General features: G+C 54.4%; 12 protein-coding genes. 10 read left to right on the top strand and 2 right to left on the bottom strand.

Annotated elements, in window-relative coordinates; all coding sequences use genetic code 11:
- Window positions 1–24 precede the first annotated feature (24 nt).
- From EGT74_RS13495 to EGT74_RS13450, 10 genes are all read left to right on the top strand, one after another.
- Window positions 25–1,080: a 3-oxoacyl-ACP synthase III family protein gene (locus tag EGT74_RS13495; RefSeq protein ID WP_123847116.1), complete on the top strand. Its 1,056-nt coding sequence runs from the start codon at window positions 25–27 to the stop codon at window positions 1,078–1,080.
- A 137-nt stretch (window positions 1,081–1,217) separates the two neighbouring features.
- Window positions 1,218–1,769, top strand: coding sequence for a dihydrofolate reductase family protein (locus EGT74_RS13490; protein WP_123847115.1), 552 nt, complete (start codon window positions 1,218–1,220; stop codon window positions 1,767–1,769).
- A gap of 20 nt (window positions 1,770–1,789) precedes the next feature.
- Window positions 1,790–2,125 (top strand): CPCC family cysteine-rich protein, encoded by a 336-nt coding sequence (locus EGT74_RS27365; protein WP_394338035.1) that lies wholly within the window; start codon window positions 1,790–1,792, stop codon window positions 2,123–2,125.
- Between the two features lie 216 nt (window positions 2,126–2,341).
- Window positions 2,342–2,869 carry a DinB family protein gene (locus EGT74_RS13480; RefSeq protein WP_123847113.1) on the top strand — a complete coding sequence of 176 codons (528 nt, stop codon included), beginning with the start codon at window positions 2,342–2,344 and terminating at the stop codon, window positions 2,867–2,869.
- 187 nt (window positions 2,870–3,056) lie between these two features.
- A complete protein-coding gene (locus EGT74_RS13475) occupies window positions 3,057–4,751 on the top strand; it encodes a tetratricopeptide repeat protein (protein WP_123847112.1) in 1,695 nt (564 codons plus the stop codon).
- A 303-nt stretch (window positions 4,752–5,054) separates the two neighbouring features.
- Window positions 5,055–10,427, top strand: coding sequence for a Calx-beta domain-containing protein (locus tag EGT74_RS13470; RefSeq protein WP_123847111.1), 5,373 nt, complete (start codon window positions 5,055–5,057; stop codon window positions 10,425–10,427).
- 18 nt (window positions 10,428–10,445) lie between these two features.
- On the top strand, window positions 10,446–11,435 hold the full coding sequence (locus EGT74_RS13465) for a PorP/SprF family type IX secretion system membrane protein (RefSeq protein WP_123847110.1): 990 nt from the start codon (window positions 10,446–10,448) through the stop codon (window positions 11,433–11,435).
- Window positions 11,436–11,444: 9 nt separating this feature from the next.
- Entirely contained in the window at window positions 11,445–12,734 is a 1,290-nt protein-coding gene (locus EGT74_RS13460; protein WP_158618136.1) for a tetratricopeptide repeat protein, read from the top strand.
- 159 nt (window positions 12,735–12,893) lie between these two features.
- Entirely contained in the window at window positions 12,894–14,378 is a 1,485-nt protein-coding gene (locus EGT74_RS13455) for a glycosyl hydrolase family 28-related protein (RefSeq protein ID WP_123847108.1), read from the top strand.
- Window positions 14,379–14,454: 76 nt separating this feature from the next.
- On the top strand, window positions 14,455–15,072 hold the full coding sequence (locus EGT74_RS13450; RefSeq protein WP_123847107.1) for a hypothetical protein: 618 nt from the start codon (window positions 14,455–14,457) through the stop codon (window positions 15,070–15,072).
- Window positions 15,073–15,265: 193 nt separating this feature from the next.
- On the opposite strand, the gene EGT74_RS13445 is transcribed toward EGT74_RS13450, so the two are convergent.
- Together EGT74_RS13445 and EGT74_RS13440 are read right to left on the bottom strand one after the other, a co-directional pair.
- A complete protein-coding gene (locus tag EGT74_RS13445; protein ID WP_123847106.1) occupies window positions 15,266–15,901 on the bottom strand; it encodes a response regulator in 636 nt (211 codons plus the stop codon).
- Complete coding sequence (locus tag EGT74_RS13440) at window positions 15,894–17,843, bottom strand: tetratricopeptide repeat-containing sensor histidine kinase (RefSeq protein WP_123847105.1); 1,950 nt, start codon at window positions 17,841–17,843, stop codon at window positions 15,894–15,896. The genes EGT74_RS13445 and EGT74_RS13440 overlap by 8 nt, the downstream gene beginning before the upstream one ends.
- Between the last annotated feature and the right edge of the window lie 179 nt (window positions 17,844–18,022).

The raw sequence follows: 18,022 nt of genomic DNA, 5'->3' as shown, positions 1-18,022 counted from the left end.
GATACTATTAAATACCATAATGTTATGAATATTAGAATAATTGGCTCGGGTAGCTACGTACCGGACGTTGTGGTGAAAAATAGCGACTTCTCGGAACATGTTTTTTTCGATGACAAGGGGAATCCCGTACAATCTCCGGAAACCGTTATCGGGAAATTCAAAGATATAACGGGCATAGAAGAACGCCGGTACGCCAGCGAACACCTGGTCGCTTCTGATCTGGCATTCCATGCTGCGCAGCGGGCAATTGATGACGCTGGAATAGACCGCGATACCATCGACTATATCATTATGGCCCATAATTACGGGGATATCGGATTTGCCAGCATCCAGTCTGATACGGTACCGAGCCTGGCCTCGCGCGTCAAGAACAAACTACGAATCAAAAACCCGCGCTGCGTGGGATATGATCTCCTGTTCGGCTGCCCGGGATGGAATGAGGGAATGATCCAGGCGAATGCTTTTATCAAAGCAGGAATGGCCAGGCGCTGCCTCGTTGTCGGGGCGGAAACACTGTCCCGTGTAATTGATCGATACGACAGGGACTCGATGATCTATGCCGACGGCGCCGGGGCCGTGGTTGTTGAAGCAACGGAAAATGACCGCGGACTGCTGTCATATGAAAGTGCAACATATGCCTACGATGAGTTGGAATACCTGTTTTTCGGAAGCTCGTACAGCAGGGAGACGGATCCCGGTGTGCGCTATATCAAGATGAAAGGAAGGAAAATATACGAATTTGCCCTTAATCATGTGCCGCTGGCGATGCAGGCCTGCGTAGACAAAGCAGGCATAGATATATCGCGTGTCAAGAAAATACTGATTCACCAGGCCAATGAGAAAATGGATGAGGCTATTGTTGCCCGTTTCTATGATCTGTATAAAATGACTCCCCCCGAAGGCATCATGCCTATGTCTATCCATAAATTCGGCAACAGTAGTGTTGCCACGATACCGACACTGTATGATTTGATTATGAAGGGCAACCTGGATACACATGCATTTTCGCAAGATGATATTATTCTGTTCGCTTCCGTTGGCGCGGGAATGAATATCAATGCTTTCACTTATAAGGTATGATTACCGGGCTTTGATGCGAACTGCGATCACTGCAGTGAGAGCCGGAACGTTATGTGAAATACATATATTGTATAAAAAACAGAAGGTCCCCTCCTACCGGGGACTTCAAATCCTAAACATAAAAACGACAACTAAGGATGAGAAAAATAATTGCAGCCATCAATATGACCCTTGACGGATTTTGCGACCACACGGCAGGTATTCCGGATGAAGAAATACATCAGCATTATACCGACATGGTTAATAGCGCAGGCGCCCTGCTGTATGGAAGGACGACATTCCAGCTCATGGAATACTGGCCCACTGTGGTAAAGAATCCTACCGGTAATAAAGCCATGGACGATTTTGCCCTGGCGATAGACAAGGTGCCGAAAATCGTTTTTTCCCGTACGCTGGAAAAAGTAGAATGGGAAACGGCTGAGCTGGCAACGAAAGACCTCAAAGAGGATGTTTTGGAGCGAAAGCAACAGCCAGGTAAAGATATTTTTGCCTGTAGCCCGGGTATAATTGTCGCCTTGACGCAGTTGGGCCTGATTGATGAATATCAGCTTTGTGTGCATCCTGTAATTGCCGGGAGTGGGTTGGTGTTATTTAAAAACATCGAAGATAGCATTCGCCTCAGGCTGCTGAAGACAAAGACGTTTGGTGGTGGTGCGATAGTGCTTTATTATGAGCCGGTGAAGGAGTAGGTTATAAGGGAGCAGGCACCATGCGGCCGTTCGAATATAATTTCAGGAAACATTTTTTTTCCATGGCTAATCCGATTTATTCCGACATTTCTTCTTTCCGATACACTTGCCCATGCTGTGGGTATAAGATGTTTAAAGAGCCGCCCGGCTCGTATGATATATGTGAAATTTGTTATTGGGAGGATGATCAGGTTCAATTTGATGATCCTGGTTATGCTGGTGGGGCAAATGCCGTTTCGCTTAAGGAAGGCCAGCAGAATTATGCGCGATTCGGTGCTTGCACCGAGGATATGATGAGGTATGTGCGGAAACCCAATTCATTTGATGTAAAAGATCCCGATTGGGCGCCATATTAAGTAACCGCGTATCTTTCATAGATTTCATCGAAGAAATCCCACACTTTGTGCAGTGATGAAGAGAGATAGGAAACAGGGAAGATGAGAAGCATACACTACGCGCAACCCACCAAAGCACCGCCATCTCCCCGAAAACTCCTATATTTGAAACAGACAGTTCTTCCCCCGTCAGCGCTTCCAAAACACGTTTATGAATTCACCAAAATCGCAATAAACATGAAAGCACTTACAGTCATCAAAACATTTTTGCTTGTGGCAGGTATGTCAGTCGCCGCCAAAGCACAAACATCCGCAGATGATATGGTCCGTGAATGGGAACGGGCAAAGGCTTACACGAAAGCATACCTCGACGTTATGCCGGAAGCGGACTACGCACTCAAACCGACCCCTGAAATGCGGACCTTCGCACAGCAGATGCTCCACCTCACCGACGGCAACATGCTGTTCGCCACAACAGCCCTGGGCGAAAAAATGCCGGAAGGCGGCCAGCGGGAAAAAATCGCCGATCAGTCGAAAGCGAACGTGATCAAGGAAGTGATGGCAGGATACGACTATGTGATCGCCGCCATTAAAAAACTCCCGGCCGACCAGTGGAAAGACAAGATCAAAATGTTCAACCGGTTTGAACTGACCAAGGGTCAGGCCTTCGAAAAAGCCTTCGAGCACCAGACGCATCACCGCGGGCAAACCACGGTGTACATCCGCCTCGCCAAAGCGACACCGCCCCAGGAACAACTATTCTAACCCACCGGAAATAGCAGGCAGCGCGGGGATAACACTCCGCGCTGCTTTTATACTCCCGGGAAAGCACATTCCCGCCCCCAATCCCCCCGGAAAACGCTCATTCCCCGCCATTTACAAAGTCCCGCCTCCCCAATCCCCCATTTCTTCTTAAATTACGGAAGGCCTTCATGCACCAAAATCACCCCATATGAAAACGAACAGCCTCCTCCTCTACAGCTGCCTCCTCACAATGGCTGCCTGCGCCGGGAAAAACAACGTTCCCGCCACCGAAACCATCAACGCCCTCAATCTCAAAAAAGGGAAAACGATTTTCTGCGGCCCGGCGGATAAACAGTTGGGCGCGGTGTCGTTCAAGATCTCGGGCAACGGCAAAGTGCAGGAGGATTTTAATATGGCGCTGGCCATGCTGCATTCGTTTGAATACGACGAAGCGGAAAAGGCTTTCGCCGATGTTATCCGGAAAGAACCGGGATGCGCCATGGCGTATTGGGGTGTGGCGATGAGCAACTTCCACCCGCTGTGGTCACCGCCCAGCAAGGAGGAATTCGACAAGGGCGTGAAAGCGGTGGCGATTGCGAAATCGATCGGCAAAAAATCAAAAAAGGAAACGGCCTATATCGATGCCATCGGGGCGTTTTATGATGTGAATGCCAAGGACCACCGCGCCCGCTGCATCAACTTCGAAAAGGCGATGGAGAAACTGCACCTCGATTACCCGGACGATCAGGATGCGGCTACTTTCTACGCACTGGCCCTGAACAGCGCGGCGGATCCTGCGGATAAAACGCACGCCAAACAACGTAAAGCGGGCGAACTGCTGGCGAAGCTGGGGTTCGACAAATCGTTCCACCCCGGCGTGATCCACTATATCATACACAGCTACGATTACCCCGAACTGGCCGAACGGGCGCTGCCTGCGGCCCGGAAATACGCGTCCGTGGCACCGTCGTCCGCACACGCGCAGCATATGCCCTCGCATATTTTTGTCAGGTTGGGCCTTTGGGATGAAAGCATCTATTCCAACACCATAGCGGCCGACGCGGCGCGGTGTTACGCGGAGAACGCGGGCATCAAAGGGCATTGGGACGAAGAGCTGCACAGCCTCGATTACCTGGTGTATTCCTATCTCCAGAAAGCGGATAACAAACGCGCAAAGCAGTTGTGCGATTACCTGAACACCATCCGGGAAGTACATCCCGTTACCCCGAAAGTACTCTATTCCTTCGCGGCCATCCCGGCGCGGTACGTACTGGAAAACAGGATGTGGAAGGAAGCGGCTGTATTGGAAGCTCATGCCGCGGGCAACGACTGGAAAAAATTCCCCTGGGAAAACGCGATCATCCATTTCACGAGATTGCTGGGCGCCGTGAACCTCAACCAGCTCGATGCGGCACGCACCGAACTGAAAACCCTTACCGCCCTGCACGACGAGCTCATCCAAAAACAGGAAGCCTACAAAGCCAACCAGGTACAGATACAGGTGAAGGCATCCGAAGCGTGGATCCTGTTCAAAGAGGGGAAACATGAAGAAGCCCTCAAACAGATGAACCTCGCGGCCACCATGGAAGAGTCTACTCCCAAACCGCCGGTAACGCCCGGCGAAGTTGCGCCGGCCCGCGAACTGCTGGGCGATATGCTGCTGGCCATGAACAGGCCGGCGGAGGCGCTGGAAGCATATGCCAGCAACCTGAAAGACCGCCCTAACCGGTTCAATGCCTTATATAACGCAGGCCTGGCCGCCGAACGTTCCAACAACGCCGGTAAAGCGGCTGATTATTACCGCCGCCTGCTGGCCAGCTCCAACGCACCGGGCGCCGACAGACCGGAATTAACGGCCGCACGCCTGTTCCTGGAAAAACAAAAAACACTCGCCGTACGATGAAATGCCTCCCTCTTTTGGGGGAGCCATCCGATTAAATTCCTTTATGGTAAAGCATTTTACCCGGAAGGGCGTTTTTGCTCCTTTTGAAAATTACTTTTTTGTTCTACATTTGATTCGTGAATGTGAGGATCACTAACCTTACAACTATCGTCGGGATCCATAGCAGCGATCAGGTAGCTTTTAACCGTTAAACCCTGCAGTATGTAGAACACTATTACACCTATCCGTTTTTGCATTTTCAGACCTCTCCCCCTCAGCCGGGAAATCAGGACAGTAACATCCACCATATCCATATCCTCCTACATGAAAAGAGCTTCACTTTTCTTCGTGTGCCTGTTATTCGTAGCAGTTCCTCTCCGTGCGTTCGATATTACCAATCCCGTTAACCGGGTGCTCAGCATCAGCAAAACCAGCGACGCAGCAGAGCCGTACACAACGGGTATCTTCCGGGTCAGCCTGCCCGCAGGGATCATCACCACGGAAGCCATCACCGTCAACTATAGCATTGCGGGCACCGCGACGCCCGGCCCGGACTATATGGCCTTGTCCGGCTCGGTCGTCATACCGGCAGGCCGGAACGGAACGGACCTGTCCCTGAACGTCAGGGACGACCGGGTGATCGAGGCGACGGAAGCAGTCACCATTACCCTGATCGGGGGGAACTCCGCCAGTTACAACTTTGTTGTGAACCCCACAGGCAACAACAGTACGATGAGTATTACGGACAACGATTTTTCGGCCGAAAATGGGGTGGTCCGGTTTACGAAGATCAGCGACGCCATTGAAGGAGGCTCAAACGGGCAGTATCGCATAGCGCTGCCGCCCGGTGTTACCAGCGCAGGGGATGTAACGCTCACCATTACAACGGCCGGAACGGCGCAGACGACCGTCGACTATACCCTGTTAGGGCTGAGTGGCGGAAAGATCGTTATTCCGGCAGGCACCAATGAAGTGTTTGTAGATGTCGATGCCAGTAACGACGGCATCATAGAAGGCCCGGAAAACGTGATCATGACCCTGGCCACCGTTTCTCATCCGGCCTATCCTTTTACAATAGATCCGGCTTATAAATCGGGAAGAGTAAATATTATCGATGCCAACGCCGTGAGCAGCACACCCTTGCAGGTCATCGCCGGAAGCAATGCATCGGAGCCGGGCGGCAACAGCATATTCACCCTCAAACTTGCGGGAGTGGCCACATCGGCCTGGCCGATCACGGTGGGCTACCGGATCAGCGGCAGCGGAAACGAGGGGGAGGATTACCAGTTCATCGGCAACCTCGTTATCCCGGCCAACAGTAACACTGTTGCGGTGAATCTGAACGTGATCGACGATCAGATCATAGAACCGGTGGAAACGTTCACCATCACGCTGCTTTCAGGCAGCGCGACCGACGGCGGGGGCAATGCGTTCATCTTCCCCCCTGATCCTGTAAACGATGATATCACCATTAATATCGCCGACAACGACGGCGCCGCTGCCAACAAGCTGCTCTCCGTTACAAAGGTGGCCGACGGCGCGGAGCCCGGTACCCAGGGCGCATTCGTGGTGAGCCTGCCGGCGGGTTACTCGTCCTCGGCCAACATACTCCTGTCCGTGAGCCCATCGGGCACAGCCATCAACGGCACGGATTATTCGATGGCGGTGCCATTGCTGCCGGCCTATTTCAACAATGTGGTAGTGCCGTTCTATGTGAACAACGATGCGCAGGAAGAGCCCAATGAAACGGTCATTTTAACGCTGAATACTGCGGTCGACGGTAACAGTTTCTCCTATGGCATTCCTCCGCCACCCGGCAATGCGGCTGCCGCAATCATCATAGACGATGACGACGATCCGGCAAAGCGTGTGCTGAACGTTGTCGCCACGTCGGGCAGCGAACCTTCCACAGGCGTCGCAAAGTTCGCCATCCGTTTGCCGGCGGGTGTGACGGCGCCGGCAAACGTTACGGTGAATTATACCATCACCGGAACGGCCACCAGCGGCACAGACTATACCGCCCTGTCGGGCACCGCCGTGATCCCCGCCGGCCAGCCCGACGTGTCCATACCACTCACAATCGGCGACGACCAGGTGATCGAAGAAGCAGAAACGGTGATACTCACCATCACCGGTGGCACCGGCGGCGGTAAGACCTATACGGTCAGCCCCACGGCAGGCAGCGCAACCGCCGATATCACAGACAATGATAACCTCCCCGCCAACCGCGTGCTGCAGGTCAGTAAAACGGCCGATGCAGCGGAACCGGTTACCAACGGCACATTCCGTATTACGCTACCCGCCGGTTATTCGTGTTCTGAGCCCATTAATGTCAGTTACTCGATTCTGGGCACCGCCACTGCCGGCGACGATTATACGGCCCTTGGCGGCAGCACCGTCATACCGGCGGGCAGCAACGGCGTGAACGTAACGGTAGCGACGATCAACGATGAAGTGATAGAAGTGTCTGAAAATGTACGGCTGACGGTGGGCAACAGCGCTTCCACCTCTTTTGCGTTTACGCCGCATGCCACCGCCAACTTCGCCACGGTCACCATCTCCGATGAAGACAACGCCATCGCCAACCGTACGGTGCGCGCAACGAGCATACAGAGTTCCGCGGAACCGTCTACCAACGGTACGTTCCGCCTTTCCCTCGCAACAGGCTATACCAGCGCCGAGCCCGTTACGGTGAACTATACGATGACCGGCGAGGCTACACCGGGCACCGATTATACGGCGCTGACAGGCTCCGCCGTGATACCGGCAGGCAGCAACAGCGTCGATATCACACTGGTACCCGTGGACGACCAGGTGATCGAGAACACCGAAAGTGTACAGATGACGGTGAATACGGCCACCTCGCCATCATTCGGTTATATTCAGCATCCGACCGGCTATACAACGGTCATTAACATCAGCGACGATGATAATATTCCGGCGAACCTGGTGTTGGCCGTTTCCTCCGCCAACGGCGCCGAACCGGCGGTGAACGGGAGCTTTACCATCAGCCTGCCGGCCGGTATAACGGCCGGTGAGGACGTAACGGCCAATTACACCATTACAGGCACCGCCACCGCCGGCACCGACTATACGAGCCTGACAGGCAGCGCAGTCATCCCGGCAGGACAAAACTCCGTTACCGTGCCGGTGACCGTCAGCAACGACCAGGTCATCGAAGGCGATGAAACCGTGACGATGACGCTTGCGGGTGGCAATTCCACCAGCTTCACATTCACCGGCAGTACCAATGCATCCGCCACCATCGCGGACGACGACAATACCGCCGCCAACCGCACGGTGACTATCACCCGGAAAACCGTTGCATCGGAACCTGCTACGGACGGCGCTTTTATGGTCAGCCTTCCCGCCGGCATCACATCATCCGAAGCCATTACCGTGCACTACACGGCTACCGGCACCGCCGCATCCGGTGCGGATTACACGGCGCTGAACGGCAGCGTGCAGATACCCGCCGGCACGAACAGCGTGGATATTCCCGTAACGGTGAAAGACGACAGTATCATCGAGGAAATGGAAACGGTGATCGCGACGCTGACGGGCGGGACTTCCACCGGCTTCACATTTACCGCAACCGGCAACGCAAATGTTACAATCTGGGACGATGAGGATGTGCCGGCCAATAAAATTCTCACGCTCTCAAAAGTTACAGACGGCTCGGAACCGGCTACCAACGGCAGCTTCCGGCTTAGCCTCCCAGCAGGCATCACGGCGGCTGCAAACATTACAACACCATATACAGTGGCCGGCACTGCAACAGCCGGTGGGGACTATACGGCACTGGGCGGCTCCGTTGTGATGCCTGCCGGTCAGAACAGCGTAACCGTTCCTGTGAGCGTGATCGACGACCAGCAGATAGAAGCCGCAGAAACCATCATTATCACGGGTTCCTTCGGCTCCAGCGCCACGGATACATTCACGGTAGCCGGTTCGCCGGTAACGGTCAACATTGCGGACGACGACAATACCACGGCCAACCGTACCATCAGTATCTCGAAAAAACTGGATGCGAAGGAGCCGACTACGGTCGGACGCTTCACCGTCGGCCTGCCGGCGGGCGTTACGGCGCCGGAAATCATCACCGTGCATTACACCATTGCAGGTACGGCCACAGCAGGCACGGACTACACGGCACTCTCCGGCAACGTACAAATACCGGCCGGAACAAATAGCGTGGATATTCCGTTATCCGTGACGGACGACCGCATCATCGAAGGTGCGGAAACGGTGATCGCCACGCTCAGCAGTGCCACGGGCACCAGCCTCTCTTTCACCACGGCCGCCGCCGGCGCTACGCTGACGATTGAAGACGATGAAAGCGACCCGGGCAACCTTGTGCTGACGGTCGCGAAAATTACAGATGCCGCAGAGCCGGCTACCGGTGGTAGTTTGAGGGTAAGCCTGCCCGCAGGCACAACGGCGAAGAACGACGTTACCGCACGATATACCGTTAGCGGCGGCGCTGTCGCGGGCACTGATTACACCGCGTTAACCGGCGTCGTAGTGATACCCGCGGGCAGTAACGCGGCGGATATACCCGTTGTGGTGACGGACGACCAGTGGATAGAGTCCACGGAAAATATTGCAGTAACGATGACCGGCGGAACGGCCCCCGGCCTTGTTTTCACTGCCGGCGTAGCAGCCAGCGCCATTGTGAGCATCAATGATGACGATAATGCCAACCTTAATCTGGTGGTGAGCGCCACGCAGGCAAACGCCGGAGAGCCCGCGACCAACGGCAGCTTTACCATCAGCTTGCCAAGCGGCAAACTGCACGACCGGCCCATCACCGTTCAATACAGCATCGGCGGCAGCGCTACGGCCGGTACCGATTACATGGCTATCACCGGCAGCGCCACCATTCCCGTTGGCGCAGGCAGCGTGCAGGTACCGGTGAACGTGCTGGACGATACGCAGGTGGAAACACCCGAAACCGTGGTGCTGACCATCACCGGTGGACAGTCGACCGCCTACACCTTCACCGCCGGCACGCCTGCACAGGCCACGGTGACCATCGCCAGCGACGATATCGCCACCGGCAACCTCGCCATCCGGAAAGACATGGTGCACCCGTCCGTAGGCCCCTATCGCCTCGGGCAGGATATCACCTACCGTATCACCGTTACCAATATCGGCACCGGCGTAGCTAACGGCGCGGTGGTGACGGATTCGCTGCCGGTGCAACTGGAATTGCCCACCCGCACACTGGCGGACAGGGGCGGCGTGAATGTAGTGGCCGACGATAAACTGGTACGCTGGACGATCGGTGATATGGCAGCAGGCGCCACCGCGCAGCTCGAAATCACCAGCCGGATATCCGAAGGCGGCATGATGGTGATGAAAGCGACGGCAGCCAGCAGCAACCCCGACACCGACCCCACCAACAACACGGCGGTCCTGACGCTCGAGGTGGAAGGCCAGGACCTCAGTTTCCCGAACGTATTCACACCGAACAACGACGGCCGGAATGAGAAATTCGTGGTCGGCGGCCTCGAAAAATACCAGGGCGCTTTATATGTGTACAACCGCCTGGGCGGTATGGTATATCAAAGCAAAAATTACCGCAACGACTGGACGGGTTCGGGCCTGAACGAAGGCACCTATTTCTATGTGCTCGAAGTGCAGAAACCCGACGGGATTAAGAAATACAAAGGCTGGGTAACCATCCTCCGTTAAACCTGAAAAACCGAACACATGAAAAAAGGTATTATCATCATCATATTGTGCGCTGCGGGAGTGCTTCCCTCCTACGGCCAGCAGAACGTGCAGTTCAGCCAGTACATCTTCAACGGCCTGAGCGTGAACCCCGCTTATGCCGGTTATAAAGAAGACCTTTACCTCAATGCGATCTACCGCCATCAATGGGCCGGTTTCCCCGGCGCACCGCGTACCGGCGGCGTATCGGCCGATGCCGCTACAGGGAGAGATAACAAGGTGGGCCTTGGCCTCCAGGCGATGTTCGACCGGCTGGGCCCGCAGGAATCGCTGTCACTCTACGGCTCCTATTCCTACCGCATCCCTCTCGACGCGGGCAACACCCGCCGCCTTTGCCTCGGCATCGGCGCGGGCGTTACGCAATACGCCATCGACGGTACGGCCCTGCGTTACACGGATAACGACGACATGACCATCCCGCTCGGCAAACAAAGCGTGTGGGTACCGGATGCGCGGTTCGGGGTGTACTATTATTCCCCGAACTTTTACGCCGGCGCGTCCGTGATGGACCTGTTCTCGCTCTACACGGATGCATCCCGTTACACCTGGAAAGGCGAAAACTACGCGACCATCCGTAAAACACAGCACCTGTACGTGACCACCGGCGGCATGTTCACGCTGTCTGAAAATCTGCAACTCAAACCCTCGCTGATGGTCAAGGAAGATTTCAAAGGTCCCACCAGCATCGACCTCAATGCCTTCCTGCTGATCAGCCAGCGTTTGTGGATAGGCGGCTCCTATAGAACGAGTATCAACCTTTGGGGCAAAGAGCAGTTCCGCGACCTGGAGAAGGTAGATGCGGCCAGCGCTATGGTGGAGTTTTACGCCACGGAAAAGCTGCGCATCGGCTACGCCTTCGACCTCACGCTGAACCAGCTGGCCAGCCAGCAGAACGGTTCGCACGAAGTGTCGCTTGGCTTTGTGATCCCCTCCAGGAAGTTCATCATCCGTAACCCACGTTACTTTTAAATGTTTCGTATGACCAAAAGGAATTCCATCATCGCGGCCCTTTTACTGCTGACGGCAGCCGCACAGGCACAGGAACAGAAAAGCCGCCTGCAGTTAGCGGATGAGGCCTACCAACTCGAACAATACGCCGTAGCCGGCCCGCTATACAAAGAACTGACCGATAAAGGGAAGAAACTCTCTTCCGGCCACTGGTTAAAAATGGCGCATAGTTTCCGGGCATCCGGCCAGCTGCAGCACGCCGCCGGAGTTTACCGGCAACTGCTGGAACAGCCCGGCGCCCCCGCTTCCGCCCGTTACGCCTACGCGGAAACGTTACAGCGCCTCGGGGCATATGATTCCGCGCGCGCGCAATACCAGCAGTACGCTACTGCCAACGCAGACAGCCTGCAACTCCGCCGGACCGCCCTGCAAAGCTGCGACAGCGCCGCGGCCTGGCGTTCACAAAGCAGCCCGGTCAACCTGCGACCCATCCATTCGCTGAACACACCCGGTTCCGATATGGTGACCGCTGTTACCGATAAAGGCATCGTGGTGGTATCCACGGGCTACCGCCCCGAGATCCGGGAAACCCAAGTCCCCAACGATAAACGGATGAGGCAGCCCTTCTACAAAGCGTATTATTACGAGCCCTATTCGTCCACGAACCCGAACCTCTACGGCGAAGAACTCGCGCCGTCCATCTTCAAATCATTCGCCACCCACATCGGCCCCGTATTCGTGAACCGCGCCGGCGATACCTTATACGCCACCGTCACCATGGGCCGCAAAGGCGCCGCCAACGGCGTGCGTGATTTGCAGTTATGGCAATCGGTGAAGAAGGGCGGGAAATGGGCGCCGCTCACCCTGTTGCCGGGCATCAACCTAGCCGGCTACAGCGCGGGCCACGCGGTGGTCAACAACGCCGGTGATGTATTGTATTTTATGTCGGACAGGCCGGGCGGCCTCGGGCAAACGGACATCTGGTACAGCGAAAAACAGGCGGACGGCAACTGGGGCGAGCCGAAAAACTGCGGTCGCTTCGTCAATACCATTGCTGCCGAAGGTTTTCCGTCGATGCATGAAGGCGTATTGTATTTCTCAAGCAAAGGCCATCCCGGCCTGGGCGGCTACGACGTGTACCGTGCCACCGGCGCAAGGGAAAACTGGAGCGCTCCGCAGAACCTCAAAGCGCCGTTCAGCTCACCCGGCGACGATGTGAGTTTTGTATTGAAACCGGACGGCTCCGGGGGCTACCTGTCTTCTGATAAAGCCGGCGGGATGGGGAGTGATGATGTGTACCGGTTTGAGGGAAAGCGTTGACATAAAAGATCGTTTTATACCAAGCCTGAAGGAATTCCTTCAGGCTTTTCTGTTGCGCAAATCTACTGCGCGGCCCTACTCTAACTTTGATACATATTGTTAACCCTGGGTGGTGCAATTACTTTAAAAACATAAGAATAACTCCAAAAACAACAGACCATGTTAGCACTTACGATCAGTCAGATCCGCGGCCTGAGCGGAACACTTTCCGATGATGTATTTTTTACGACCGATGACGGTCAGCAGGGTATCTGGCAATATGATGCCGGCAGCTCCTCCATTGTTTATCCCGATAATACCGGCACCGTGCTGAACACCGTAGACGGCAAGGTGATCAAAAGAATTTACAGCGGCCCTGCCAGCGTAAAATGGTTCGGCGCCAAAGGCGACGGCGTGGCGGACGATACCACAGCCATTCAAAACACGATCAACGCGCTGGCGGCAAAGGGCGGCGCTGCATTTATGCCGGCGGGCACTTACCGGCTTACGGAGACTATCCAGCTGAGAGAGGCGGTTTCCTTGCTTGGCGAAGAAAACCGTAATCATACTGTTCTCTATGGCACCCTGCTGAGTTACGAAGGCACCGGCATCGCGATTCAGTGTTATTACCCGAACGGCAACCCGGGGGAAGGGAATGTGAATACTATTTCGAACATCGTTATAAGGGGCTTCTACCTTGATGACAAAAATAACACCGGCAGTATCGGCCTCGACCTGCAGGGGTTCAGATGGTGCCGGCTGGAAGATGTTTCGGTATCCGGGTTCAACAAAGGGCTGCATACCAATAACAACTACTATTCCACCTACGGGCACCTCCAGTTCATTCGGTTCAGAACCCACGCCATCCACTCGGAAAACCAGGACAATAACACGCACTGGGAAAAAATCAGAGTGGGAAAAGCAAAAGAAGGGAGCATAGTAACACATGCAACGAATTTCAGTTATGCATACGATATCAGCATGGCGGATTTTTGCTGCGAAACCGATACCCAGCACGGCTTGTGCTTTAACTATTGCAGAGGTGTGTCAGTGACCGGGTATTATTACGAATCTGCCGGGGCGGCAGCAAAGGTTTCTGCGATCCTTCTGACAGCCTGCCAGGGCGTTAATATATCAGGTGGCGCGTTTCAGGGCATCGGAACAACTGACCGCGGGGTATATAGCCATGGTTCCGATGAGGTAGTGATCTCCGCCAACTGGTTCAACGGTTTTGAATATGCGATCGTCAACAGCAGCATCACTGCAGGCGACAACAAAAACTTCATCCAGTTTAACAACCAGATTGATGAGATCGACGGCGATTACAGCCGTCTCTTTGCAGACGGCCAGGGCGGCGGTGAGCGGATCGGCTTCCGGCACATTGAATGGTGCCGGTATGATGCAGCGCCTCGTGCTGGTAGCTGGAATAAGGGCGATATCTTCTGGCGTAAAACCGCGGAAGCAGGTCAGCCGATGGGCTTCATCTGTGTAGCCGCCGGCACGCCGGGCACCTGGGTGGAATTCGGGCAGATGGGCGCGCGCACTATCACGGCCGCGCCGAACATCGTACCGAACTTTATCGGCGAAGAGGTGCTGGACACTGCGAACAGCAAATGGTACAAATCGACCGGATTGACTGCCGGCAGCTGGGTGGCCATCAACTAATGCAAAAGCGCATGGAGCTCCGTCCATGCGCTTTTGTTCTGTTTTTGCTATATTAGCTTATCTGAACTATACCGAAATGTCTGAAAATGTATTTACGCAGAGGAACTTCCTGCACCATAAAAAAAGGTTCGAAATAAAAGTTGATGGTCTCAATGTGCAATATCGGCATTTACTTGGCAAAAGCGACTTTTTTGTCAAATTCGAGGATTTAGGTATCAAGACTATAAAATCTGTATCGGGCAACAAACCATGGCTGGTGGCAGCATTTTGTTGCGTGTTTCTGGCCATTTTCCTGCTATTCTTAAAAATGAGTGGCCGTGATGTGGAAGAGGGTTCGGTTCTTTTTTACTTTGCAATTGCAGCTCTTTGCATTTGCGGGTATTGTATCACTTACAAGCGACTGCTGTATCTAGCGAGAAATGACAACTCGAATGGGGTAGCCTTTTTACTTGACAAGCCTACAGCAAAAGCGTTAGAAGACTTCGTCCAGCTCCTGAAAAGGAGGAGAAACGAATACCTTATTGAAAAATATGGCCAGGTAACAAAGCTGATGCCTTATGAGCAGCAACGTGCCGATATCCTTTGGCTCAATAATATAGATGCGTTAACTCACGATGAGTATCATGCAAAGATACAAGAGTTGAATATGTTGTTCATGGCCATGCCCGGGCTCACTGATTTTCATCTAAGTTAGTTGGCCCAGTGACGAATGGGATGAACTGGGGCGGTTTTGCGGAATCACGGCAATAATATGGGTCAGCAAAGGAAAGGGCGATGACCGCATCATTTTCCTGGACATAATTTAAGTGTCTCCCGTCGCGGGAACAGGAGAATACGCACAGTCGCTGGGTGGTCATTAAATTAAAACAAGCTTCTGCTCTCCCTCTTCACAACAGCTTCTCCCGCATCATGATCACCATCAGCTCCGTGATGTTCCTGACGTCGAACTTATGCAGCAGGTTCTTGCGGTAGGTATCGATGGTAAAACGGCTCAGTTCCAGTTCCGCGGCGATCATCGCCGTGGTTTTGCCTTGCGCCAGCAATTGTACTAATTGTTTTTCCCTTTTGGTAAGCGACGGCAACTGCCTGGCGGGGTGACGGCCGGGTTTGGCCAGTATCTTTTTCACTTCGTTACAGAACACCAGCTCGCCGTGCTGCGCCGCTTCGATGTTTTCCAGCAGTTCGTCGGCGGAGGTGCTTTTCAGCAGGTAACCGCCCGCGCCGCTTTCGAGCATCTGCAGAATGATGCTGCGCTCGGCCTGGTTGCTGAGGCCCAGCACCACGGTTTCGGGCGAACGGGATTTGATCTCGCGGCAAAGCTCCACGCCGTTGGCGTCCGGGAGGGAAATATCGAGCAGCACGATGTCGGCGCGGTTATCGCGGGAAAAATGCATGAAAGCGGCGCCGGAGGTAAAGCTGAAAACCTGTCCGAAGTCTGCATGCGTTTTCAGGAGGAACTTCAGTCCCTCGATTACGATCGGGTGGTCGTCTACCACCGCCAGCACTTTTTTTGTATCAGACATACACTTCTATGTTGATGATGGTGCCTTCATTGGGGGCGGATTCTATGTCGAAGCGGCCCTTCATGTATTGCACGCGGTTTTGAATATTGGTGAGGCCGATACCTTTCGATGCGCTCATCGCGGCGGTATCGAAGCCGCGGCCATTGTCTTCGGCGGTGATGAGAAAGGTGCGGTCGTTCTGGATGCACTGCAAGATAATTTTGCTGGCTTGGGCATGCCGGATGGCGTTGGAGAGCAGTTCCTGTACGATCCGGAAGATATTGGCCTGCGTGGCGGTGGGCATGTCTGCCTGAATGCCATAGGCCTGGAATTCAATATCCGTATGTTCGTTCATCAGCGATTCGCAGAGATCTCTGAGCGCGGCTTCGAGCCCGGATTTCAGCAGGCTTTCCGGCATCATGTTACGGGCGATGCGGCGCAGTTCTCCGATGGAATCCTCCAGCTGATCGATCACTTCCTCGAGCCGGGGGGCGGGTTGTTCTTTCTGATGGCCGGAGAGTTTTATCCGGATACCGGACAGTGCCCCGCCCAGGCCGTCGTGCAGGTCGCGGGCCACCCTTCGCCGCTCGCGCTCTTCTCCTTCCATGATCGCATTGGCGAGCTGGAGCTCCTGTTGCTGCTGCATTTCCGTGAGTTTCTGCCGCGCCTGGCGGCGGCTGTTACGGTAAAAGATCACGAGCAGCAGTGTGATGGTGAGCAACGCCAAACCCGCGATGCCCAGCAGCCAGTTCATGAGGCGCTGGTTTTTGGCTTTCATCAGGGCGTCCCGCTGTTCTGCCTGCAGCTGGATAATCCGTTTTTCCTTTTCAGCGCCGTTGTATTTGCTTTCGATAGTGGTCAGCTCGCTTTTGAGGCGTTCGGGATAGACGCTGTCGCGTACCGTGTTGAATTTCTTCAGCCAGTCGTATGCCCTGGGCAGATTGCCCATTTTTTCGTACGTCTGCGACATGCTCTTGAAATACAGCATCAGGTTACCGTTGATCGAAACGGGCGTTTCATCGATGGCCTGCTGCAGCGTTTTACGGGCGGCTTCGTATTTGCCCTGCTCGAAGTATGCCTCGTATTGCTGGTACCGCAGCGCGGCGAGCTTATACCGTTTATTGAGCTTTTCGGCAAGGGCAATGCCCCGTTCGAGATAGGCGACGGACCGGGCAGGGTTGCCGGCCGTCCGGTAATAGATGGCCGCGGAATGGGAAAAGTCGAGGTTATGCTCCGACTCAGGATAGGGCTCCAGCAGAGCGCCGGCCCTGTCGAGAAAAATTTTGGCCCTGGGCAGGCTGTCCCAGTACACGTAATTGTCGGTGGTGAAGAGCAGTGCCTGTAGCTCCATATGCAACGGCGGTTTAGCCTTGCCGTAATACGCCAGGGCTTTATCGAGATAAAAAGCCGCCTTGGCATGCAGGCGCTCGTTCATGAACACCATGCCCACATCCGCATAATACCCCCCGAGCATGACGTTGTCCCCCGCCTTCTGCGCGAGCGGTACGGACTTGGTGAGGATGAGGTCCACCATCTTTTTCAGATCATTCTTCCGCTGGTACAATGCACCGGAATTACGCCACGCCCTTGCCTGGAAAACATAACTTTCCTTTTGCGCGAAGGGCGCAAAGAGCTCCGCGGATTTGGCGTACAGCTGCAGTGCCTTGTCCATGTCGGTGTCAAAAAAATAACCGGCCTCGTAAAAACAATGCACGGCCTGCAGGTAGCGGTTGCTGCCGCTGTACTGTTTCCCCGCCTGCAGGTAATGCAGCGCTTTGGCGGTATCGGAATACGACCAGAAGTCGGACAACAGGAAAGCTGCACGGGCTTTGATACTGTCGTTGGCAGCGCGCTGCTCCAGTGCGGTGAGACTATCGACGTACTTTTTTTCATTCAGCAGCGGTTGCGCACCGGCGGCGATGACGGTCAACAGGAAGAAGCATATGGAAAGAATCCTTTTCATGTGGCGTTTCGGTCAGGATAAATGACAAGCCATAAAAATACCGATGTTAAGGTAGATAAACAATTCAAAGGAAGATACCCTACAATTAGGGTATGCCGGGTTCCTGAATATCGGGATTGTCCGTGAACGGGCGATGGTTGATCTTTGTAAACGTAACCACCAATTTAACCTGGCAGCAA

Source organism: Chitinophaga lutea (genome assembly GCF_003813775.1).
GTDB classification, from domain to species: Bacteria; Bacteroidota; Bacteroidia; order Chitinophagales; family Chitinophagaceae; genus Chitinophaga; species Chitinophaga lutea.
This window is presented reverse-complemented; position numbering and strand designations above follow the sequence as displayed.